This is a genomic window from Mycobacterium haemophilum DSM 44634 (assembly GCF_000340435.2).
GTDB lineage: Bacteria > Actinomycetota > Actinomycetes > Mycobacteriales > Mycobacteriaceae > Mycobacterium > Mycobacterium haemophilum.
Map to the genome: position 1 here is coordinate 2,548,693 of NZ_CP011883.2, position 22,686 is coordinate 2,571,378.

General features: G+C 66.0%; 20 protein-coding genes. 6 read left to right on the top strand and 14 right to left on the bottom strand.

Translation table 11 applies throughout. The features are described 5' to 3' along the window. Positions 1–5: 5 nt before the first annotated feature. From murD to B586_RS11995, 9 genes are all read right to left on the bottom strand, one after another. Positions 6–1,502, bottom strand: a complete 1,497-nt coding sequence (gene murD, locus B586_RS11955; protein ID WP_054879842.1) for a UDP-N-acetylmuramoyl-L-alanine--D-glutamate ligase — start codon at positions 1,500–1,502, stop codon at positions 6–8. 1 nt (position 1,503) lies between these two features. Beyond that, entirely contained in the window at positions 1,504–2,583 is a 1,080-nt protein-coding gene (gene mraY / locus B586_RS11960; protein ID WP_054879841.1) for a phospho-N-acetylmuramoyl-pentapeptide-transferase, read from the bottom strand. After that, the gene (locus B586_RS11965) at positions 2,580–4,097 is read right to left on the bottom strand and encodes a UDP-N-acetylmuramoyl-tripeptide--D-alanyl-D-alanine ligase (protein WP_054879840.1); all 1,518 of its coding nucleotides are present in this window, start codon (positions 4,095–4,097) and stop codon (positions 2,580–2,582) included. The genes mraY and B586_RS11965 overlap by 4 nt, the downstream gene beginning before the upstream one ends. Next, positions 4,094–5,662 (bottom strand): UDP-N-acetylmuramoyl-L-alanyl-D-glutamate--2,6-diaminopimelate ligase, encoded by a 1,569-nt coding sequence (locus tag B586_RS11970; protein WP_054879839.1) that lies wholly within the window; start codon positions 5,660–5,662, stop codon positions 4,094–4,096. The genes B586_RS11965 and B586_RS11970 overlap by 4 nt, the downstream gene beginning before the upstream one ends. A 123-nt stretch (positions 5,663–5,785) precedes the next feature. After that, positions 5,786–7,660 carry a peptidoglycan D,D-transpeptidase FtsI family protein gene (locus B586_RS11975; RefSeq protein ID WP_231584616.1) on the bottom strand — a complete coding sequence of 625 codons (1,875 nt, stop codon included), beginning with the start codon at positions 7,658–7,660 and terminating at the stop codon, positions 5,786–5,788. Positions 7,661–7,773: 113 nt separating this feature from the next. Then, positions 7,774–8,799, bottom strand: a complete 1,026-nt coding sequence (ftsL, locus tag B586_RS11980; RefSeq protein WP_082607602.1) for a cell division protein FtsL — start codon at positions 8,797–8,799, stop codon at positions 7,774–7,776. Beyond that, complete coding sequence (gene rsmH / locus B586_RS11985; RefSeq protein ID WP_156406890.1) at positions 8,796–9,962, bottom strand: 16S rRNA (cytosine(1402)-N(4))-methyltransferase RsmH; 1,167 nt, start codon at positions 9,960–9,962, stop codon at positions 8,796–8,798. The genes ftsL and rsmH overlap by 4 nt, the downstream gene beginning before the upstream one ends. Before the next feature lie 97 nt (positions 9,963–10,059). After that, positions 10,060–10,491: a division/cell wall cluster transcriptional repressor MraZ gene (mraZ, locus tag B586_RS11990; protein ID WP_047314720.1), complete on the bottom strand. Its 432-nt coding sequence runs from the start codon at positions 10,489–10,491 to the stop codon at positions 10,060–10,062. A gap of 361 nt (positions 10,492–10,852) precedes the next feature. Then, a complete protein-coding gene (locus B586_RS11995; protein ID WP_054879837.1) occupies positions 10,853–11,257 on the bottom strand; it encodes a DUF3040 domain-containing protein in 405 nt (134 codons plus the stop codon). Positions 11,258–11,578: 321 nt separating this feature from the next. On the opposite strand from B586_RS11995, the gene B586_RS12000 reads away from it, so the two are divergent. Together B586_RS12000 and lppM are read left to right on the top strand one after the other, a co-directional pair. Beyond that, on the top strand, positions 11,579–12,205 hold the full coding sequence (locus B586_RS12000) for a GNAT family N-acetyltransferase (protein ID WP_047314718.1): 627 nt from the start codon (positions 11,579–11,581) through the stop codon (positions 12,203–12,205). Positions 12,206–12,260: 55 nt separating this feature from the next. Beyond that, a complete protein-coding gene (gene lppM / locus B586_RS12005) occupies positions 12,261–12,959 on the top strand; it encodes a lipoprotein LppM (RefSeq protein ID WP_197079927.1) in 699 nt (232 codons plus the stop codon). Here the strand turns inward: lppM and B586_RS12010 are convergent. Continuing rightward, positions 12,948–13,865: a mycobacterial-type methylenetetrahydrofolate reductase gene (locus B586_RS12010; protein WP_047314716.1), complete on the bottom strand. Its 918-nt coding sequence runs from the start codon at positions 13,863–13,865 to the stop codon at positions 12,948–12,950. The genes lppM and B586_RS12010 overlap by 12 nt on opposite strands. A 293-nt stretch (positions 13,866–14,158) precedes the next feature. On the opposite strand from B586_RS12010, the gene idsA2 reads away from it, so the two are divergent. Both idsA2 and B586_RS12020 read left to right on the top strand, forming a co-directional pair. Beyond that, a complete protein-coding gene (gene idsA2, locus B586_RS12015; RefSeq protein WP_054879836.1) occupies positions 14,159–15,232 on the top strand; it encodes a bifunctional (2E,6E)-farnesyl/geranyl diphosphate synthase in 1,074 nt (357 codons plus the stop codon). A 4-nt stretch (positions 15,233–15,236) separates the two neighbouring features. Beyond that, on the top strand, positions 15,237–16,775 hold the full coding sequence (locus B586_RS12020; protein WP_054879835.1) for an alpha-(1->6)-mannopyranosyltransferase A: 1,539 nt from the start codon (positions 15,237–15,239) through the stop codon (positions 16,773–16,775). On the opposite strand, the gene B586_RS12025 is transcribed toward B586_RS12020, so the two are convergent. Beyond that, complete coding sequence (locus B586_RS12025; protein WP_047314761.1) at positions 16,772–17,176, bottom strand: Rv2175c family DNA-binding protein; 405 nt, start codon at positions 17,174–17,176, stop codon at positions 16,772–16,774. The genes B586_RS12020 and B586_RS12025 overlap by 4 nt on opposite strands. A gap of 28 nt (positions 17,177–17,204) precedes the next feature. On the opposite strand from B586_RS12025, the gene B586_RS12030 reads away from it, so the two are divergent. After that, on the top strand, positions 17,205–18,383 hold the full coding sequence (locus B586_RS12030) for a protein kinase domain-containing protein (RefSeq protein WP_211141484.1): 1,179 nt from the start codon (positions 17,205–17,207) through the stop codon (positions 18,381–18,383). A gap of 12 nt (positions 18,384–18,395) precedes the next feature. Here B586_RS12030 and B586_RS12035 read toward each other — a convergent pair whose 3' ends face one another. The 3 genes from B586_RS12035 to B586_RS12045 form a co-directional block, all read right to left on the bottom strand. Beyond that, a complete protein-coding gene (locus tag B586_RS12035; protein ID WP_047314713.1) occupies positions 18,396–19,793 on the bottom strand; it encodes a class II 3-deoxy-7-phosphoheptulonate synthase in 1,398 nt (465 codons plus the stop codon). A gap of 62 nt (positions 19,794–19,855) precedes the next feature. Beyond that, positions 19,856–20,371, bottom strand: a complete 516-nt coding sequence (locus B586_RS12040) for a polyadenylate-specific 3'-exoribonuclease AS (protein ID WP_054879834.1) — start codon at positions 20,369–20,371, stop codon at positions 19,856–19,858. A 12-nt stretch (positions 20,372–20,383) separates the two neighbouring features. After that, positions 20,384–21,289: a hypothetical protein gene (locus B586_RS12045; RefSeq protein WP_054879833.1), complete on the bottom strand. Its 906-nt coding sequence runs from the start codon at positions 21,287–21,289 to the stop codon at positions 20,384–20,386. Positions 21,290–21,397: 108 nt separating this feature from the next. Between B586_RS12045 and B586_RS12050 the strand changes: the two genes are divergently transcribed. Then, positions 21,398–22,681, top strand: a complete 1,284-nt coding sequence (locus tag B586_RS12050; RefSeq protein WP_054880931.1) for a glycosyltransferase 87 family protein — start codon at positions 21,398–21,400, stop codon at positions 22,679–22,681. Positions 22,682–22,686 lie beyond the last annotated feature (5 nt).

Here is a 22,686-nt window from a genome sequence, read left to right on the forward strand (position 1 = left end):
CCCGCCTACCGGATCACCGCGCGTACGGCGGCCCCGAATGTGTCACCGCGGTCGGCGTAACCGCTGAATTGGTCGAATGACGCGCCGGCCGGCGCCAGCAGTACGGTGTCACCGGGTTGGGCTAAGTCCCGGGCCGCCGCCACGGCCGCAGCCATCACGCGAGTGCCGATAGTCCCGCCAACATCATCAACTTTTGTCACATCAGTACCAGAAACCACAGCAGCCGCATGCATACCAGCATCCTCGCCTGTCACAACCTGGACGACGGGGACATCGGGCGCGTGTCGTGATAACGCCTCGGCAACCATCGCGCGATCTCGGCCGATCAGCACCGCGCCGACCAACCGAGGCGCCATGCGCGCAACCTCCGCATCGACGGATGCGCCCTTGAGTAGGCCACCGGCCACCCACACCACACGCGGATAGGCCAAAACCGAGGCGAGGGCCGCGTGCGGGTTGGTGGCCTTGGAGTCGTCAACGTAGCTGATCCCGTCGGCGACGGCCACCACCTCCGCCCGATGCCGGCCCAGCCGAAACGCTGCGACCGCGTCGGCGATCGCGCGAGCCCCCACACCGATGCTGCGGGCCAACGCCGCGGCGGCCAGCGCGTCAAGGACTCCGACCGGGCCCGGCACCGGTATCGATGCGACCGGCATCAAGACCAGGTCGTCAGCAAACGCGCGATCCACGAGATAACCGTCGCGCACCCCGAGCTCGCCGACGGCTGGTTCGCCGAGCCGGAAGCCGATCCGTACCGGCGCTGCCGCGGCGTCCAGCAGCGCCGCCGCCCGGCTGTCATCCAGCCCGACCACCGCCACCCGGCCGGTCAGCACCTGGGCCTTGGTCCTGGTGTACTCGGCCATTGTCGAATGCCAGTCCAGGTGGTCTTCGGCGATGTTGAGCACCACGCCGGCCTCTGGCCGCAGCGAGGGCGCCCAGTGCAGCTGAAAGCTGGACAGCTCGACGGCCAAAACCTCCGAGGGCGCTGAGGGCTGGGCGGACTCGGTTAAGACATCCAGCACCGGGCTGCCGATGTTGCCGCACAGCAGGCTACGCCGGCCACCTGCCGTCAACATCGCGTGCAGCATCGACGTCGTCGTTGTTTTGCCGTTCGTACCGGTCACCACGAGCCAGCGACGTGGCGGCCCGTAGTAGCCCGCGGCGTCGAGCCGCCAAGCCAACTCCACATCCCCCCAGATGGGCACTCCCGCCGCCGACGCGGCGACCAGCACGGGGGTGCTCGGCGCGAAGCCTGGGCTGGTGATCACCAGGGCGTAATTTTTTTCCCCCTCGACCATCTGCTGTGTGGCGGTAGCTGCGCTCACGGTCGCCACCCCGCTGTTGGCGTATTGCTGCAGGGCCGCCGGGTCGTCGTCACACAGCGTTGCCACCGCACCAAAACGGGTCAGCGCCGCCAGCACCGCCCGGCCGGTCACCCCGGCACCAGCTACCAATACGGGCGCGCCCGGTACTAAGACATCAAGCCCGTCGGGCCTAAGCACGTCAGGCGCCAATGGTGGCTAACCACTCTCCGTAGAACAGGGCCACGCCCAGACCGCAGGTGATTGCCGTGAGCAGCCAAAAACGAATGATCACCGTGGTTTCGGCCCAACCGACCAACTCGAAATGATGGTGGAACGGCGCCATCCGGAACACCCGGCGGCCGGTGGTACGGAAGGCCAGGATCTGCACGACAACCGAGGTGATTTCGGCAACGAACAGCGAACCCAGCACGACCGCGAGAATTTCGGTGCGGCTGGTGACCGACAAGCCGGCGATCACGCCGCCCAACGCGAGGGACCCGGTATCGCCCATGAAGATCTTGGCCGGTGCGGCATTCCACCACAAAAACCCGATACACGCGCCCGCCGTCGCGGCCGCGATCAGCGCCAGGTCCAGCGGGTCGCGCACGTTGTAGCAGCCCAAGCCCGGCGCCGTCACGCACGCATTGCGGTATTGCCAAAAGGTGATCAAAACATAGGCGGCGGTGACCATCGCCATGCTGCCAGCGGCCAGCCCGTCTAAACCATCGGTGAAGTTGACCGCGTTTGACCAGGCGCTGACGATGACCACGCAGAACAGCACGAACAACGCCGGCGCCAAGGTGACGGTCGCGATCTCGCGCACGTAGGACAGATCCGCGCTGGCCGGTGTCAAACCGGCGCCATTGCCGAACTGCAACACCAGCACCCCGAACAGCACCGCGGCGGTGATCTGCCCGACCGTCTTGGCGGTCTTGTTCAACCCGAGGTTGCGCGACCTGCGGATCTTGATCAGGTCATCGAGGAATCCGACGCCGCCCAGCGCGGTGGCCAGGCCCAGCACCAGCAGACCCGACGCCGACACGCCTTCACCGTCGAACGCCAAGCCGGCCAGATGAGTGCCCAGGTAGCCGGCCCAGATGCCGGCCACAATGGCGACACCGCCCATCGACGGGGTGCCGCGTTTGGTGTGGTGGCTGGGTGGGCCGTCGGCACGGATTTCATGGCCGAAGCCCTGCCTGGTGAACAGCCGGATCAGCGCTGGGGTCAACAGGATGGACACGGCCAGCGCGACGGCGACGGCGACGAGGATCTGTCTCATGGGCGGGCGCCCCTGTCGCTCACCAGCGCGTCGGCCAGCGTCCCTAGCCCGACCGAGTTCGACGCCTTGACCAAGACCACGTCGCCGGGTTGTAGTTCGGCCCGCAACAATGCCAGGGCAGCGGCGGGGTCAGCCACGTTAACCGTCTCGAGGCCCCACGAGCCTTCCATAACCGCTCCGCGGTGCATGGCGTTTATCGACCTTCCTCCTCCCACGACAACGAGTCGAGACACATCTAAGCGCACCGCTAGCCGGCCGATGCGATCGTGCTCGGTTATCGCGTCCTCCCCAAGCTCGGCCATCTCACCTAACACCGCCCAGCTGCGTCGGGCGCCGTGCGCGATCCAGGCCAGGGCCTGCAGCCCAGCCCGCATCGAATCGGGGTTGGCGTTGTAGGCGTCGTCGATCACCGTCACCCCGTCAGCGCGCGTGGTCACCTGCATCCGATGCCGCGACACCGGCCCCGCCGCGGCGAGCGCCGCCGCTACCTGCTCGACGCTGGCGCCGCATTCCATTGCGACCGCAGCCGCGCACAAGGCGTTGACGACCTGATGGTCGCCGGATACGCCGAGTTGGACCTCGGCTTGCGCATCGCGGGTATGCAGCGTGAAGCGCGGCCTGGCCAGTTCGTCGAGCGACACCGGCCCAGCCCAAACATCTGGGCTGTTTGGCGACCCCGGATCGCTACGACTGCCGCGGCTCACCCGAATCACGCGGGCCGCGGTCGCATCGGCCATCGCCGCCACCGCCGGGTCATCGACGTTGAGGATGACCACACCGGATTGCGGAATAGCTTGCGGCAGCTCAGCTTTAGTCCGCGCGATGGCGTCCCGGGAGCCGAACTCGCCGAGGTGCGCGGTGCCAACGTTGAGGACCACCCCTACCGTTGGCGGGGCGATCGCCGCCAGCGCAGCGATATTGCCGGGATGGCGTGCTGACATCTCCAGAATCAGATAGTCGGTGCTGCGGGTCGCGCGCAACACTGTCCAGGGATGACCCAGTTCGTTGTTGAACGACTCGGGCGGCGCCACCACCTCACCGAGCGGCTCTAGCACGACGGCCATCAAGTCTTTGGTGGATGTCTTGCCCGACGATCCGGTAATCCCGATGATGGTCAGCCCGCCCGCTACCAGCTCCGCGGCCACCGCCGTGGCCAGCTTGGCCAACGCGGCCAGCACCGCCGCGCCCGATCCGTCTGCGTCGTGCTCGAGCGCCACGGCCAGCCCGCTGTCAGCTGCCGCGGCGCGAGGGTGGGGCGCGACCACGATGGCGGGAACGCCGACCGGCCGGGCGGCTAGCACAGCGACCGCACCGGCCGCGATCGCCGAGGCGGCGTGGTCATGCCCGTCCGAGCGGGCCCCCGGCAGGGCCAGGAATAGACCGCCAGGGCCAACGGCCCGCGAGTCGAATTCCACGCTGCCGGTGACGTGGCGCTCGGCGGCCTCCTCGGGCGAGATATCGACCAGCGCGCCACCGACGATCTCGGCGATCTGGGCGACCGTCAGGTCGATCATTGGCGGGCCTGCAGCGCCCGGGCCAGCTCCACCCGGTCATCGAAGGGGCGGGTCTCGACGGCGCCCCGCTGCCCGGTCTCATGGCCTTTGCCGGCTACCAACACCACATCATCAGGGCCCGCCCAGGCGACCGCGTATTGGATCGCGGCCCGCCGGTCGCCGATTTCGACGATCTGCGCCGCACCGCCGGCCGCGGCGGCGCCGGCCAGGATTTCGCGGCGGATTGCCGCCGGATCCTCGCCGCGTGGGTTGTCGTCGGTAACGACGACCAAATCGGCTAGCTCAGCGGCGATTTCGCCCATCGGAGCCCGCTTGCCCGGGTCACGCTCGCCGCCCGCGCCGAATACCACCGCCAGCCGACGGTCCGGCTGCAGCAGGGTGGTCAGCACCGCGCGTAACGCGCCTGGCTTGTGCGCATAGTCGACCAGCGCAAGAAAATCCTGGCCGCGGTCGATCTGTTCCAGTCGCCCGGGGACTCGGATTTCCCGCAGTCCCAGGGACGCCTGCTCCGGCGACACCCCAACCGCATCGAGAATCGCCAGGGCAACAAGACAATTGGCGATGTTGTAGCGGCCGAGTAACCGGATGCCGACCCGGTGCTGGACGCCGGCGGGGTCTACGGCGGTGAATTCTTGTCCGCCGGCACCCAGTGGCGCCACGTCCGTCGCGCGCCACGATGCGGGTTGGCCTAGGGCGCTGACGGTGATGGCGTCACCGGCCCGGGCGGCCGTCGCGCGCCCGGCGTCGTCGTCGATGCATACCACGACGGTGTGAGCCCGCAGCGACGAGTGCGGATCGAACAGCACCGCCTTGGCTTCGAAGTACTCCTGCATGCTGGGGTGAAAGTCGAGGTGGTCGCGAGACAGATTGGTGAAACCGGCCACCGCGAACTGGGTGCCGTCCACCCGGCCCAGACTCAACGCGTGACTAGACACCTCCATGACCACGGTGTCCACCCCGCGTTCGGCCATCGCCGCGAGCATCGCCTGCAGCGCAGGAGCCTCCGGCGTGGTCAGTGCGCTGGGGATGTCGGCACCGTCGATCCGGATGCCGATGGTGCCGACCAGCCCGGCCATTCGCCCGCCGGCCCGTAGACCGGCCTCAACCATATAAGTGGTGGTCGTCTTGCCCGATGTTCCGGTGATCCCAACAACCGTCATCCGGTTAGAGGGATGTCCATACACCGAGGCGGCCAGGCCGCCGAGCACGCTGCGGGGTGCCGGATGTACGAGTATCGGCACGCTGCTGGCTCCGAAGCCAGGCAAGCCTGCCAGCTCCGCGACCCCCGCGGCGTCGGTGAGCACCGCGACGGCACCGCGCTCGAGCGCGACGCCGGCATACCGAGCGCCGTGCGTGGACACCCCGGCCAGGGCGGCGAACAGGTCACCGGGCAGCACCTCCTGGGCCCGCAGCGTCACACCGGTCACCGGAACGTCGGGGACGGTCGCCGGCTGCCCGGGGCCGTCGGCCAGCACCGCGCCAACCTGAACCGCAAGCGCAGGTAGCCGCCCGCCCGCAGCGGCGCTGGGGCGCAACCCAGTCGGCACCGCCACCACTTCAGTCACACCTCCTACGCCGCGTCAACCTCATGATCGGCCATGACACCCTATCTGCCCGCACCGGTCTGCGAGGTTGGCTCGTCCGTCAGAGTGTGCGATGACGGCTAACTGACGAACCCGAGTCGGCCGCTAGGTGGCCTGCAGCCTCAACGGCGGCCCCGGATCCGGTGACAGCGGCACGTTCTCGCGCTGCATCAGCCAGCCCGCGATGTTGTGGAACAGCGGTGCCGCCGACGTACCTGGTGAACCGTCGGCGGCATGCTGAGGGTTGTCCATCATGATGCCGATGACGTAGCGGGGATTGTCGGCAGTGGCCATTCCGGCAAAGGTGATCCAGTAGACGTCGTCGAAGTAGCAGCCGCAGGCGGGATTGATCTGCTGCGCGGTACCTGTCTTGCCGGCGATCTGATAGCCGGACACCCCGGCCGCGGACCCGGTGCCCTGCTGGTAGCCCATCGGATCATGTTGCACCACGGCGCGCAGCATCTGCCGCACGGTCTGGGCAGTCTGCGGCGACACCACCCGAATACCGTCCGGCCGCGGTTCGTGCGTCCGAGTGCCGTCGGCTGCGATGGTGGCCTTGATGATCCGCGGCGGCATCCGCACCCCGTCGTTGGCGATGGCCTGATACATGCCGGTCATCTGCAGCAGGGTCATCGAAAGACCTTGGCCGATAGGCAGGTTCGAGAAGGTGCTGCCCGACCATTGGTCGATGGGCGGTACCAGCCCAGCGCTCTCACCGGGGAGCCCTACGCCGGTGCGTTGACCTAACCCGAACTTGCGGACCATGTCATAAAAGCGTTCCGGCCCGACGCGCTGCGCCAGCATCAGCGTGCCGACGTTAGACGACTTTCCGAACACTCCGGTGGTGGTGTAGGGCATCACGCCGTGCTCCCACGCGTCATGGACGGTGACGCCACCCATCTGGATCGAGCCAGGTACCTGCAACACCTCATCGGGGTTGGACAGCCCGTATTCAATAACCGACGCCGCGGCGATGACCTTATTCACTGAGCCCGGCTCAAACGGCGAGGAGACCGCCAAGTTGCCCAGCTGCTTATCGCCTTGGCGCCCGATGTCTTGCGACGGGTCGAAGGTGTTGTCGTTGGCCATGGCAAGCACTTCGCCGGTCTTGGCGTCCAGGACGACGGCCGAAACATTGTGGGCGCCGGACAGGTTCTTTGCCTGCTGCACCTGCTGCTGCACGTAGAACTGGATGTCGTCGTCGATGGTGAGCTGGACGGTCGAACCGTTGACCGCCCGGTGCCGATTGCGGTAGCTGCCGGGGATGACCACGCCGTCGGACCCACGGTCGTAGGTGACCGAACCGTCGGTTCCGGACAACACGGAGTCCAGGGAGTCCTCCAGGCCCAGCAGCCCGTGGCCGTCCCAGTCGATGCCGCCGACGATGTTGGCCGCTAGCGATCCGCCCGGGTACTGGCGCAGGTCCTGCCGCTCGGAACCGACTTCGGGATACTTCGCAGAGATCGCCTCGGCGATGGCAGGGTCGACGGCGCGCGCCAGGTAGACGAAATTGTCGTTGCTGTGCAGCTTCTTCAGCAGCGTCGGGCCGTCGGGCTTGTTGTTCAACCGGCCCGCGACCTCCTTGGCGATATCCTGCAGGCGCTGCTGCGGGTCAGGAGCGGACGGAGTCTTCTTTTTGGCCTCCTCCAGCTGCTGGCGAATTCTCTTTGGCTGAAACGTCAACGCGCGCGATTCGATAGTGAAGGCAAGTTGCTCGTTGTTGCGGTCGGTGATGCTACCGCGGACCGCCTTTTCGACGTCGGTGACCTTGAGCTGTCCGGCCGCCTGGGCGCGCAGACCCGCGGCATTTGAGACCTGCAGGATGAACAGCTGGGTCGCGGCCACCAGCATCAACGCGAAGATGACCACGTTGCCGGCCCGGTGCCGGAAGATGAAAGATGCACCGCGCGTACCTACTTCGACCACCTGCCGGGTGCGCCGCTCCCGCGCTGAACGACCCGCCGACGCTGTGTCCGGCATGACGACTTTCGCTGACTGGCGGGGCCGTTTCGGTTGCCGGACGGGCGGTTTACTGGAACTGCGCCCCGGCCGCGTCGACCGTGACGAACCGGTCCGGTGAGCGTCGCCGCGTCTCACCTCAACGTCCCCGGCGCGGTGGCCGCGGGGGGCACCACCCCCGGTTGCAGCCGCACCGGCACTTCCGCGGGTACCGGCGCGGGCAGTTCGGCGGGCACTGGGGCATGCATCACGCCGCCTGGAACTGGCAGCCCCGGCGTCGGCGTCAGCCCTGGAACCTGGCCAGCGGCCTGTCCATTGGGCATACCGGGCAGCTGCGGAAGAGCCTGGGGTAGGTGCTGGCCGCCCAAAGTCGTTGCGCCGTCGGGAGCGCGCAGCAAGATCTCCGGTCCAGACCTCGCCGGCGGGGGCGGGTCACCGGGGCCAGGCACCACGCGAACCGGGACCTCCAGGGGAACTGCCGGCGGTTTCGGCGGCGGCGGCGGACCTGCGTCAGGAAGCTTGGTGTTCAGCGGCGGCGGCGGAACGCCGTCGGCAGGTTTGGGCGTACCGACGACCACCCAGTTACCACCCGGGTCTTGGACCAGGTGGGCGGTATCCCTGGTCGGGATCATGCCTTGTTTGCGGGCCGCCTCGGCCAGCGCCGGCGCGGATTCTGCGTCGCGCACATCACGTTCGAGCGCTTCCTTCTGTTGTTGCAGCATCCGGGTCTGCTCGCGGGCGTCGCTTAGCTGGTACGAGCGCTCGGCGGAGTCGGTGGACAACCACAACGTGAGGCCAAGCCCAACGCCGAGGGAGCTGATGACCAGCACGACAAACGGAACTTTGTTCGCCAATGTCCGCGGCCGCAGGTCTATCGATGCCAGCCGGGCGATCACACGCTCACTCAACCGAGGGCGGACAACTTTGGGCGCCTTGGCTTTTCGCGCCTTCGCCCGCGCCTTAGCCTGCGTGGTGTTCCTGGGTCGAGCGGGCCGCTCAACCGGCCGGGACATCGGGCTGGTTTGTGGTCCAGACTTCGACGCCCCGACCTCACGGGCAGGCGCCGAGATCTTGCCGGCGTGCGCTCGGGGGCGACGCGACCTCGTCTCATTAACCGTGCGCTTGCCACTTCGGACAGCACCGTCGCGCTGAGCCCTCATGAGTCGCCCCTCCTGGTTGGCTGCTGCGGTTGCACTGAATGCTCGATTCGTTGCAGGGCCCGTAATCGCACGGCGGTGCTGCGGGGATTGCGTTCGATTTCGGCGGCATCTGCGCGTTCAGCGCCGCGCGTCAACAACCGGAATCGCGGTCCATGGCCAGGAAGTTCGATCGGTAGACCCGTCGGCGTGCGGGAAGCGACCGCGTCGGCGAACACGCGTTTGACGATCCGGTCCTCGAGCGACTGGTAAGCCAGCACCACGAGGCGCCCGGCCACGGTGAGCGCGTCCAGCGCGGCGGGAAGGGCGCCCTGCAGCGAGTTCAACTCGTCGTTGACCGCGATCCGCAGCGCCTGAAACGTACGCTTGGCCGGATGGCCGCCGGTGCGCCGGGCCGGAGCTGGAATCGCCTGATACAGCAGGGCTACCAGCTCGGCGGTCGAGCGCAGCGGGGTGTGGGCACGCTGGCGGACGATGTGCGCGGCAATGCGCCGCGCGAATCGCTCCTCGCCATACCGGCGAAGGATGTCGGCTAGTGCGGCCTCGTCGTAGTTGTTGACGATGTCGGCCGCGCTAACCGGTGACCCCGGGTCCATCCGCATGTCCAACGGCGCGTCTTGAGCGTAGGCAAAACCCCGCTCGGCACGGTCCAGCTGCATGGACGAGACACCCAGGTCGAACAGCACACCATCGACCGATTCCACTGCGGCATAACCAGATTCGTTTAGCGCTGCAGCGAGGCCGTCATAGCGCGTGTGGATTAACGTGACCCGGTCGGCAAATCGCGCTAGCCGAGTCCGGGCGATATCCAGGGCGCTCGGGTCGCGGTCCAGTCCGATCAGCCGCAAACCCGGCAACTCGGTCAGAAATCGCTCTGCGTGCCCGCCAGCGCCGAGGGTGGCGTCCACCAGGACCGCATTGGACCCATCGGCGTGATAGCGGGTCAACGCGGGGGTAAGCAACGTGACACACCGTTGCGCAAGGACGGGCACATGCCCGAAATCACTTGAGCCGTCAGCCACCTCGCCACCTCCCCGGGCCCGGCGACACCTTGCACCGAGGTCTCTGTCCGAAAGCACGAACCTGGCGTTGGGGAAGTACGCCAGGGCCGGTTCGGGCAGAGGCCACGGTGCAGCGGGTCGCCACGCATTAGATCTCGTGGCGATCGCAAACGCGGCGGAGCCGGGTGCAGCGGGTCGCCACGCATTAGATCTCGTGGCGATCGCAAACGCGGCGGAGCCGGGTGCAGCGGGTCGCCACGCATTAGATGATGTCGCCAAGTGCTTCATCGCTGGCCGCGGAGAAGTTCTCTTCGTGGGTCTGTTGGTAGTCATGCCAGGCCTGCGCGTCCCAGATCTCGAGATAGTCGACGGCTCCAATCACCACGCAGTCCTTGGAAAGGTTGGCGTAGCGACGGTGGTCGGCTGACAACGTGATCCGGCCCTGCGTGTCGGGATGTTGTTCGTCGGTCCCAGCGGCGAGATTGCGCAGGAACGCCCTGGCTTCGGGGTTGCTTCGCGACGTCTTGCTGGCCCGGCGCGCTAGCTGCTCGAATTCCGCCCGGGGGTAGACGGCCAAGCTGTGGTCTTGACTCTTGGTAACCATCAACCCTCCTGCCAGCGCATCGCGGAACTTGGCGGGCAACGTCAGCCGCCCCTTGTCGTCGAGTTTGGGCGTGTAGGTGCCGAGAAACACTCAGTTGACCTCCCGCCGAGACCGGCTCCCGCCGCACCCAAACACTTCGGCCACCATACCCCACAATCCCCCACTTTGCCCCATACATACCCATCGACAGGGTGTCGCAGCCGAATTTTCGCGGCTATTCACCGCCTCAAGGTCGACCAAGGGGCGCCCGAGGGCACCTCGGGCGCTGATCGTGATGTCGTAAAACCGCATGCCAAAGCCCCAGAGACACGGGACAGGGACCCGGTTGGGGCGCAGTGGGGCCCAGTGGGGCTTAGATTGGGCCCGGCACGGCTCACCGTGGGCTTGGGCACGAAAACGGGGCAGCCAGTGGCTGCCCCGTTATGTGTGGGTAGGTCGGCTGGGGGTTCCGCTACTCATCGAAGCGGCGCCGGAACCGATCCTCCATACGACTGGTGAACGATCCTCCCGCGCCCTTCGTGCGACGCTGGCGCGATGTCCCAGGCGCCGAAGCCGGGTGGTCCGCCCTGCCGGACAATCGTGAACCGGTAATGGCAAACACCACACCACCGAACATCACGACGAAGCCTAAGACGCTCAGGATCGGAAAGCTTCCAATCATCGTGGCCTTGAAGGCAACCCCGCAAACCAGCATCCCCAGACCAATGACGAACAACGCCGCGCCTTGCATGCGCCGCCGCGCAGTCGGCGCACGCAACCCACCACCGCGTACACTCGACGCAAATTTGGGGTCTTCGGCGTAGAGAGCGCTCTCGATCTGATCGAGCATCCGCTGCTCATGATCGGAGAGTGGCATTCGTCCCTCCTTGCCGACAGGCTGACACGTAACTATCGATAGCACGCGGATGCCCGTTGTGCGGGCAACTAACTTTCGATGATACGAGGTCAATCTGTGCCGTACCACTGGTTCGCGGGCGATTCTATCCAAGCCGCACCGCCACGACGACACGACCCGGAATCCCCGTGGGCCACGAACCACTTACGGAAGCACGCCGGTCGTCATGTGTTGCCACGCCCCTTCGTCGGTCGGCGGCCACGTCATCCGATAATGGCGATAGACACATCCCACTGGGTCATCGATTCCCACTGGGTCATCGATTGAGGAGGACACCGCGAGTTGGCGATATTCCTCATCGATCTGCCGCCAAACGAAATGGTGCGCCGCCTCAGCGATGCCCTGAGTGTGTATGTCGACGCGATGCGGTACCCGCGGGGCACCGAAAACCTGCGTGCCGGAATGTGGCTGGAGCACACCCGGCGACCGGGCTGGCAAGCGGTGGCCGCCGTCGAAGTCGAAGTCGCAGATGTAGCCGAGCCGGCCGACGGCACCACCACCCAGGTGCCATCGGCTGACGAACTGAGCAACGCGCCATTGCTCGGCGTGGCCTACGGCTACCCTGGGGCGCCGGGTCAGTGGTGGCAACAGCAGGTTGTCCAGGGCTTGCAACGCGGCGGCATGCCAACGCTGGAGATCGCTCGCCTGATGACCAGCTATTTCGAGCTGACCGAATTGCACATTCATCCTCGCGCCCAAGGCCGCGGCGTCGGCGAAGCATTGACCCGCCGGCTGCTCGCCCACCGCGGTGAGAACAATGTGCTGCTCTCCACACCAGAAGCCAACGGTGAAACCAACCGTGCCTGGCGGTTATACCGGCGGCTGGGCTTCACCGACATCATCCGCCGCCACTATTTCGCCGGCGACCCACGGGCATTCGCGATCCTGGGTCGCGCCCTTCCCCTGTAGCGACCCGGGGTAGCAGCTCTGGCACGATGACCAGGTGCCCGCCAGCTGCCCCCCGCTGTTCACCCGACAATTCACCGCTCGGCGGCGCCGCGCGCTGGCCATCGCGCTGCTGCTGCTGGTGGTGGTGCCGCTGGCTACCGGATGCCTGCGGGTCAGGGCCTCGATCACCATCTCACCCGATGACCTGGTGTCCGGGGAGATCATCGCCGCGGCAAAACCGAAAAATAACAAGGACACCGGCCCACAGCTCGACGGCAATTTGCCGTTCAGTCAGAAGGTGGCGGTGTCGAACTACGACAGCGACGGCTATGTCGGGTCCCAAGCGGTGTTCTCCGACCTGACGTTCGCCGAGTTGCCGCAGCTGGCCAACATGAACCCCGACGCCGCCGGTGTGAACCTGTCGCTGCGCCGCAACGGCAACCTGGTGATCCTGGAAGGCCGGGCCGATCTGACCTCGGTGACCGATCCCGACGCCGACGTCGAACTAACCATCGCCTTCCCCGGAGTCGTGACGTCCACCAACGGTGACCGCATTGAAGCCGAGGTCGTGGAGTGGAAGCTCAAACCGGGCGTCGTGAGCACCATGAGCGCGCAAGCCCGCTACACCGATCCCAATACTCGTTCTTTCACCGGGGCCGGCATCTGGCTGGGTATTGCGTCGTTCGCGGCTGCCGGTGTGGTGGCGCTGTTGGCCTGGCTCAGCCGGAACCGCGCCGCGCGATTGCGCACACCCCGCGACGGATCATCCGGCTAGGTCGCCCGACTGTCCCACGCAAGCGGGTGACCAGTAGGCAAGCATCTCCGCGAAGGTGTCGAAAGCCGCTGGGGACACACCATACGTCGCTTCGAAATGGATGCTCAGCGGAAAGCCCAGCTCGGCGACGCCGTCTATCACGCGCTGGTACAGATCGAGCATGAGCTGTCGCTTCTGAGCAGGTTCGCTGGCCGCTAACCTTTTGACGAACGCCTGCTCATCGGCCACTGCGGCGTTTCCCGGGTCCTGAATCAGCCAATTGATCAAGCCGACCCGGCTTTCGACCTTCGGCACGAAGCCGAACGACAGCAAGAGTTCGGGCCGATGGTCGGTGTGCTTGGCGAACTCGGTAAGAAAACTCACAATTGCGTCGGAATACAGCAACTGGGTCATGCCGTAGGTCGCGCCCTGATTGCACTTGAAATTCAGCCGACCCTGCTCGCCGTCCCTGGTGGGGATGACGATCACGCCACGGTTAGCCACCAACTCGCGATACATCGACAAGGCGTCGGTCGGTGCGACACCGGAGCCCTCACCGTCATTCATCGTGCGCGGTACCCCGACGAAAACCACGCCCTCCATGCCGGCGGCGGATAGATCGGCGAGCCGCCGACCCAGCGATGCCTCGTCCATGAACGCTGTGACCTGAGTACACAGCCCATTGACCCCGGGCAACTCCGGTCTGATCATCGACCAGAAGTCCAGCACGTCCAGCTTCGGCTTCATCGGAATGGGCCGATCGTCTTCCTCGGCGATCATCCCGGGAATCATCACGTGCCGAATTCGGCCGCTAAGGCCGGACTCCGCGGAGTACTCGACCACTTTGCGCGCATCTTCGGCTGCCCGCTCCCGACCGCCGTCCACGTTCGGTGGCACCAGCTCGAGCGCGATGGTGTTGAGGGTCACACGGCTCCTCGGGTATCGGTGACAATTTTCCGGCCGCGCCACGCCGCGCCAACCTATCGTGCTGGGCCAGGCTCGTGCTGGGCCAGGCGCGCCAGCTAACGCAGGTCCCCCAAACAGCATAGGGGCGAGCTAGTGAATACGTCGAAGCAACGTGGGCCGCCACCGCCAGCTGGCACTGCCCGCGCCACACGGAAACGTCCACGGCGCCACTGCGGAATACACTGTCTGGCCAGAGACACGCCGAAGGAGAAAGGGGCGTCGCGCTGAGCGTAGAAGCAGCCACAACCGTCGAGTTGGCCGGCGCCATCACCGGCCAACTGCGGCAGTATCTGCGTGACCGGCGCGACGAGGCCGCCTACATACGTGGCTCTGAAGGCAGCGACTACTACAGCGATTTGCTCGCCGGTCTCGAAGATTTTGTGCTGAATGGAGGCAAACGGCTGCGGCCGGCCTTCGCCTACTGGGGTTGGCAGGCCGTCGCGACCCAGAGGCCCGATAACGCTGTGCTGCTGCTGTTTTCCGCGTTGGAATTGTTGCATGCTTTCGCGCTGCTGCACGACGACGTGATCGACGAGTCGTTGACCCGGCGCGGCAGGCCGACGGCCCAAGTGCGGTTCGCGGCGCTGCACCGCGACCGGAAGTGGCGGGGATCGCCCGATCAGTTCGGGAAGTCGGCAGCCATCCTGATCGGCGACCTGGCGCAGGCCTGGGCCGACGACATCGTCTCCCAAGTCTGCAGGGCGAACTTACCGCCCGACGCCCAGTCGCGGGTCCAGCGCGTATGGACCGATATCCGCACCGAGGTGCTGGGAGGGCAATACCTGGACATCGTTGCCGAGGCCAGCGCCGCGGAGTCGATCGCTTCAGCGATGTCCGTCGCCACCTACAAGACCGCTTGCTACACAGTGTCGCGACCGCTACAACTCGGACTGGCCGCCGCCGCCGACAGACCCGACATTGCGGGCATCTTCGGCCAATTTGGGACCGACCTGGGGGTGGCGTTCCAGCTGCGCGACGATGTGCTCGGCGTGTTCGGGGATCCCGAGGTGACCGGAAAGCCGTCCGGCGACGACCTGAGGTCCGGCAAGCGCACCGTGTTGATGGCGGAGGCAATGGCATTGGCGGACAAATCAGATCCCCTGGCGGCCAACCTGTTACGGACTTCGATTGGCACCGCGCTCACTGACGCGCAGGTGCGCGAACTCCGCGATGTCATCGAGTCAGTGGGTGCGTTGGCCGCCGCGGAGGACCGTATCGCCGCGCTCACTGACAGCGCGCTGAGCACGCTGGCCGCCGCACCCATTACTGCGACGGCCAAGGCCGGACTGTCCGAATTGGCTACCATGGCCACGAACCGGTCCGCTTGAACTGATGACCACTCCGACGCGCCCACCGGAAGCAGGCTCGCCAACAAAACGCTATCTTGCCCAATATTTTTCACGACTGCGTACGTTCGCCGCCGCCCCGGAGTCCGGACCCGCAAAGCTGGGGTTGCTGGGCTCGCTGCTGATCACCACCGGCGGGCTGGGGGCGGGCAGTATCCGTCAGCACGACCCGCTGCTGGAGTCGATGTGCATGTCCTGGTTGCGCTTCGGCCACGGACTGGTGCTGTCGTCGATTCTGTTGTGGACCGGGGTGGGTCTGATGCTCATCGCTTGGCTTCGACTGGGCAGACGTGTCCTGGCGGGCCAAACCACCGAGTTCATGATGAGGGCCACTACCGGCTTCTGGTTGGCGCCGTTGCTGCTATCGGTACCGGTCTTCAGCCGGGATACCTATTCGTATCTCGCTCAGGGCGCACTGCTGCGCGACGGCCTGGATCCCTACCTGGTTGGTCCGGTCGGCAACCCGAATGCGTTGCTGGACGACGTAAGCCCCATCTGGACGATCACCACCGCGCCCTACGGTCCGGCATTCATTTTGGTGGCGAAGTTCGTCACGATCGCCGTGGGCAACAATGTGGTGGCCGGAACCATGCTGCTGCGCTTGTGCATGCTGCCGGGATTGGCGCTGTTGATCTGGGCTGCCCCTCGACTGGCCCACCATCTCGGCGCCGACGGCCCAACCGCGCTGTGGACCTGCGTTCTCAACCCGCTGGTGCTCATCCATCTGATGGGTGGGGTGCACAACGAGATGCTGATGGTGGGCCTGATGACCGCTGGCATCGCGCTGACCTTCCAGGGCCGCAATGTCGCGGGCGTCACCCTCATCACGGTCGCGATCGCAGTCAAGGCGACCGCTGGAATCTCGTTGCCTTTCATGGTCTGGGTGTGGATGCGCCAACTGCACGACCGGCGGGGATACCGGCCAGCCCAAGCTTTCCTGGTTGCCACCGCGACAGCGCTGTTGATCTTCGCTGTCGTGTTCGCGGTATTGTCCGCTGCGGCCAGCGTCGGCCTGGGGTGGCTGACGGCGCTGGCCGGCTCGGTGAAGATCATCAACTGGCTGACCGTACCGACCGCGATAGCGAACGTGGTCAACGCCCTCGCCAACGGTTTCTTCGCGACCGACTTCTACGGCGTGCTGCGGGTGACCCGGTTTATCGGAATCGTGATCATCGCAGTATCGCTGCCGCTGTTGTGGTGGCGGTTCCGCCGCGACGACCGGTCCGCGCTGACCGGTATCGCGTGGTCGATGTTGATTGTGGTGTTGTTTGTGCCTGCTGCCCTGCCGTGGTACTACTCCTGGCCGCTGGCGGTAGCGGCGCCGCTGGCCCAGTCACGGCGCGCACTAGCGACCATCGCCGGATTCTCGGCCTGGGTCATGGTGATTTTCAAACCCGACGGATCGCATGGCATGTATTCATGGCTGCATTTTTCGCTGGCCACCACCTGCGCGCTGATCGCCTGGTACGCGCTGTACCGAGCGCCAGAGGCGCGCGCCAGCGAGGGCGAAACGCAAGCCGCTTAATAGGCCATGGCCTGCGCTCGGCGCACCACCTCCCGAGCCTGATGGGCATGCAACGCGTCGACAGGACGAGCGTTGCTCACGGCATCGCGGCTGCCGTCGCGGGTGAGGGTCAGCGACGGGTCCGGAGTGAATAGCCAACGCACGATCTCGGTTTCGTGATAACCGCCGTCATGCAGAATCGTCAACAGCCCCGGCAGGCTTTTCACCACCGCACCGGAATCGGTGAAAAAGACCTGCGGCACCACCAGGCCGCCGCCACGGCGCACCGCGACCAGATGACCTTCGCGCAGCTGCTGGTGCACCCTGCTGACCGGTATGCCGAGTAGCTCGGCGACCCGGGACAGGTCGTACGTTGGCTCGTCGGGATCCAAAACGTCGTCGCCGGCCGGAATACTGCCCACCGCGCAAGTGTAGAGCCTGGTACCCGCCGTGAGCCCACGTTCTGACACCTACGATGGCCCGGTGGAAAACACGCTGCTGGATGGCCGCTACCGGCTGCAGACCAAGATCGCCAGCGGCGGTACCTCGACGGTGTACCGCGGCGTCGACATCCGGCTCGACCGCCCCGTCGCGGTGAAGGTGATGGACTCTCGCTACGCCGGCGACGACCAGTTCCTGACCCGCTTTCAGCTCGAGGCCCGCTCCGTCGCCCGGCTGAAGGACCCTGGACTGGTCGCGGTTTACGACCAGGGCCTCGATGCCCGTCACCCATTTCTGGTGATGGAACTCATCGAGGGCGGCACACTGCGCGAGCTGCTGGCCGAACGCGGCCCGATGCCACCACACGCCGTGGTGGCGGTGCTGCGCGCGGTGCTGGGCGGCCTGGCCGCCGCCCATCGGGCAGGCCTGGTGCACCGCGACGTCAAGCCCGAAAACGTCCTGATCTCCGACGACGGCGACGTCAAGATCGCCGATTTCGGGTTGGTACGTGCCGTCGCAACCGCTGGAATCACCTCGACAAGCGTCATCCTGGGGACCGCGGCCTACCTGTCCCCCGAGCAGGTCCGCGACGGCGACGCCAGTCCGCGCAGTGACGTCTACGCTGCGGGGATCCTGACCTACGAGCTGCTGACCGGGCGCACACCGTTTACCGGCGACTCCGCGTTGTCGATCGCCTATCAACGGCTAGAGACCGATGTCCCCCGCGCCAGCGCGGTGATTACCGGTGTGCCGCCGCAATTCGACGAGCTGGTGGCGCGCGCGACGGTCCGCGACCCTGGCGCTCGATATGCCGACGCGATGGAGATGGCCGCTGACGTGGACGCCATCGCCGAGGAATTGGCGCTGCCACCATTCCGAGTACCAGCGCCGCGCAACTCCGCCCAACACCGATCGGCGGCGCTGCACCGCGGTCGCATGGTCGATAACGCACCCATGCCGCATCCCACCCGCCAGTTGACCCGCGGACCCGGGGACTGGCACCAGTACGCGTACCAACATGAACCGGTTTCCGGCCAGTTCGCCGGTATCGCGATCGACGAATTCATCTGGGCGCGGCAGCAGGCCCGCCGGATGGTCCTGATCTGGGTAGCGGTGGTGGTGGCGATCACCGGGTTGGTTGCGACAGTGGCATGGACAATCGGGAGCCACCTGAGCGGACTGCTGTGAGCGTTGGCGTTCCTAGTCGCGCAGCATCTCCGCGACCAGGAACGCCAATTCCAGAGACTGCTGGGTGTTCAATCGCGGATCGCACGCTGTCTCATAGCGGCCGGCCAGATCCGTATCGGAAATATCTTGCGCGCCACCCAAACACTCGGTGACGTCCTCGCCGGTGATCTCGACATGGATGCCACCGGGGTGCGTGCCCAGCGCACGATGCACCTCGAAGAAACCCTGCACTTCGTCAACAACGCGGTCGAAATGCCGGGTCTTGTACCCGGTGGACGACTCGTGGGTGTTGCCATGCATCGGGTCGCACTGCCAGATCACCTGGTGACCGGTGGCCTGCACTTTCTCGACGATCGGCGGCAACACGTCGCGCACCTTGTTGTTGCCCAGCCTGCTCACCAGCGTTAACCGGCCCGGTTTGTTGTCCGGGTCAAGCCGCTCGACGTATTCGACGGCCAGCTCCGGGGTCATCGTCGGCCCGATCTTGACGCCGATCGGGTTGGCGATCACCTCGGCGAAGGCGACATGCGCACCATCGAGTTGCCGGGTCCGCTCGCCGATCCACACGGTGTGCGCCGACAGGTCATAGAGCTGCAGACCCTCATCGGAGCCTTCTGGGGCTTCAGCTAACCGCAACATGGCCCGCTCGTAATCGAGCACCAACGCCTCGTGGCTGGCGTAGATTTCGGCGGTTTGCAGATTCCGGTCCGCCACCCCGCAGGCGCTCATGAAGGCCAGTCCGCGGTCGATCTCACCGGCCAGCGTCTCATAGCGTGCACCGGCCGGCGAGGTCCGAACGAATTCCCGGTTCCAGTCGTGGACCAGATGCAGCGACGCCAGCCCCGACGACGTCAACGCTCGCACCAGGTTCATCGCCGCGCTGGCGTTGGCGTAGGCCCGCACCAGACGCGACGGGTCGTGTTCGCGTGCTGCGGCATCCGGCGCGAAGCCGTTGATCATGTCGCCGCGGTACGACTTCAGACCCAGCGCGTCGACGTCAGCCGACCGCGGCTTGGCGTACTGGCCGGCGATGCGAGCCACCTTCACCACCGGCAGGCTAGCGCCGTAGGTCAACACCACAGCCATCTGCAATAGGGCGCGAACGTTGCCCCGGATGTGGGGTTCGGTGTTGTCGACGAACGTCTCCGCACAGTCGCCGCCCTGCAGCAGGAACGCTTTACCCTTAGCGACCATGGCCAGCTGTTCCTGCAACCGGATGATTTCGGACGGCACGGTCACCGGCGGCACGCTTTCAAGGACCGTGCGCATCGCGGCGGCCTGGTCAGCGGGCCAGCTGGGCTGCTGGGCGGCCGGCTTTGCTAGTGCGGCGTCCAGCCGAGCCCGCAGGTCAGCCGGCAACGGCGGCAGCGGCGGCAGCTGGTCGATCGGAATGTCGACGGTCCAGTTCATCGGTCTATGGTAACCGGGGCCGACTGCTGATCAGGGCGAATGTTACGTCGAGCGCACCTTGCTTAGCGCGCCGGTCGGCTGCCTGCATCGTCTGCGGACGTAATGAGCCGGAATCGGCGCAGCTGATCGCGGGCGTCTACCAGCGCGTCGTGTAGGTCGCGCGGCCGCGGCGGCATCTGGGGACAGCCCCGGTCCTCCCACAACTGCCGGATTTCCCGAGTGAAACGGGGCAGCGCCGCCGGCAGGTCTGGCATCGGCCCCCATAACTGACACAAGGCCACGTGATCGTAGGCGCCCACCCAGGCCCACAATTCGATCGGGTCGGGCGGCTCCGGGCCGTCAACACCGAAGAACTCCTCCAGGTCCAGACGGATCTGGCGGCGCGAGCGCCACACCTGCGAGGCCGGCGGCGGCAGCTTGGGCAGCACATGGACGCGGACCCAACTACCAGCCCGCTCGGGATCGAATTCGGTTGACACAGCGTAATACTCGCGGCCATCCTCGGCGACCACCCCGATCGAGATCAGCTCGATGGTGCGGCCATCCTCGATGAATTCGGTGTCGTAGAAGTACCGCACCCGTCCCCTCTCTCAATTCGAGTGCGCGGCCAGTCCGCACAGAGCCGACGATGCGCCCTCGGGCGGAGGTGCCGGGTGCACGTCGAGATCCAGTTGGGCGTCGACGGTGCGCTCGTCGGGCAGCCGCGGGGTGCCGGCGATCGCGCACTGCAACCACAGCTTGGCACGCACCACCGGGCGGCGCAGCTTGCGTTCCCGTTGCAGCGAGCGCCGCATCTTGTCCGGCTGGGTGGTGTAACGCCACCGGGCCCACGGGGCATGCGGGCGCGACAACCGGATCGCGCCGATGATCAGCAGTACGACGATGAACATGCCGAGCAGGCCGGTCCACACCTTGCCTTTCAACAACACCACCACGGCCAGCGGCAGGGCCAACGCCAGCAGGCCTCCCATTGCGGCCCGCAGCACCACGGAGTCGGCGGCATGCCACATCGGCAGAAAGAACATCAGCGGGTGCAAGCCCAAAATCAGCAGCCCCGCCACCGCCGCCGCAGCGAAGACCGCGTCCACCGAAGTGCGCCCGTCTTCTGACCAGTAGACGTCGGACAGGTGCAGGATCAACGCGTACTCGTCGAGCACCAATGCGGCACCGATCCCGAATAACGTTGCAGCCACAGTGAATTCAGGCTCCCGCCCGTCGACAGACAAGGTCACCAAGGTCAGGCCGGAGATCAGTACCAGCACCACGCCGAACGCCACGTGGTGAATATGCACCGACCCGATGTGAATATTTCGCGGTTGCCACCACCTGGGCGGCCGGCCAGCTTGGGCACGGTGGCGGATCAAGCGCACGAAAGTTCGGGTGACGAAAAACGTCAGGATGAAGGCGAGCAGGCAGCACAGCAATGGCAATCGACCACGGTCGACGATGTCATCAGCGAACCAGCGCAGCAGCCTAGGCGCAAACCAGTGGACCATCCTTAGAAACGTACGCCAGCACTCTCCAGCAGTGGGTGAGCCGCGCGCGCCACCTCGCGGGCGGCGACACCTATTACGCTGTTCTGCAACATGAGACCGTTGCGCGAAATGAGTAAACAGCAGGCGCCCGACGTGGGCAGTCAACGCCGGCAGGTCGGGCGCTGCTGCCTGCTTTGGTTGCTCGCTGCTGCTGCGCTGGGGCAGGTGGCCTGGCAATTATTGGGGCACACGCCGTACCGCATCGATATTGACATCTATCAGATGGGCGGTCAGGCCTGGTTGGACGGGCATCCGCTATACACCGGCGATGTGTTGTTCCACACACCCATCGGGCTGAATTTGCCGTTCACCTATCCCCCGTTGGCGGCCATCGCGTTCTGCCCGTTCGCCTGGTTGCAGATGCCGGCCGCCAGCGTGGCTATCACGCTGACGACGTTGGTGTTGCTGATCGTCTCGACGATGGTCGTGCTGACCCGCCTGGACGTGTGGGCCACCTCGCGGGCAGTGCCCGGGCCGGCTTGGTTGCGCCGGTTGTGGTTGGCAGTGATCATCGTGGCCCCGGCGGCGATCTGGTTAGAGCCCATCAGCTCGAACTTCGCCTTCGGCCAGATCAACGTCGTGCTGATGACCCTAGTGGTTGTTGACTGCGTGCCGCGCCGCACACCATGGCCACGCGGGCTGATGCTGGGTTTGGGCATCGCGCTGAAACTTACTCCAGCGGTATTTCTGCTCTACTTCGTGCTGCGCCGCGACAGCCGCGCAGCGCTCACGTCTTTGGCGTCCTTCGCAGGCGCGACGCTAGTTGGTTTCGTGCTGGCGTGGCGGGATTCGTGGGAGTACTGGACTCACACCGTGCACAACACCGAACGGATCGGTGCCGCGGCATTAAACACCGATCAGAACATCGCGGGTGCCCTCGCCCGGCTCGGGCTCGGGGAGCACGAGCGCTTCCTGCTGTGGGCAGCAGGTTGCTTGCTCGTGTTGGCGATAACCGTATGGGCGATGCGACGGGTATTGCGGGCCGGCGAGCCGATACTGGCGGTAATCTGCGTCGCCCTGTTCGGGTTGGTGGTTTCGCCGGTGTCGTGGTCGCATCACTGGGTGTGGATGCTGCCGGCAGTGCTGGTGACCGGAATCTTGGGCTGGCGACGCCGGAACGTGGCGGTGGCCGTGCTCAGCGCCGTCGGAGTGGCGCTGATGAGATGGACACCCATCGACCTGCTTCCTCAGCATCAGGAGACGACCGCGGTGTGGTGGCGCCAACTTGCCGGGATGTCCTATGTGTGGTGGGCGTTGGCGGTCATTGTCGCTGCCGGGCTCACCGTCACTGCCCGCGTGACCTCACAGGATTCGACAACGCAGACGCTGACGCCGGTGTCGGCTGTCAGCTGATCAGG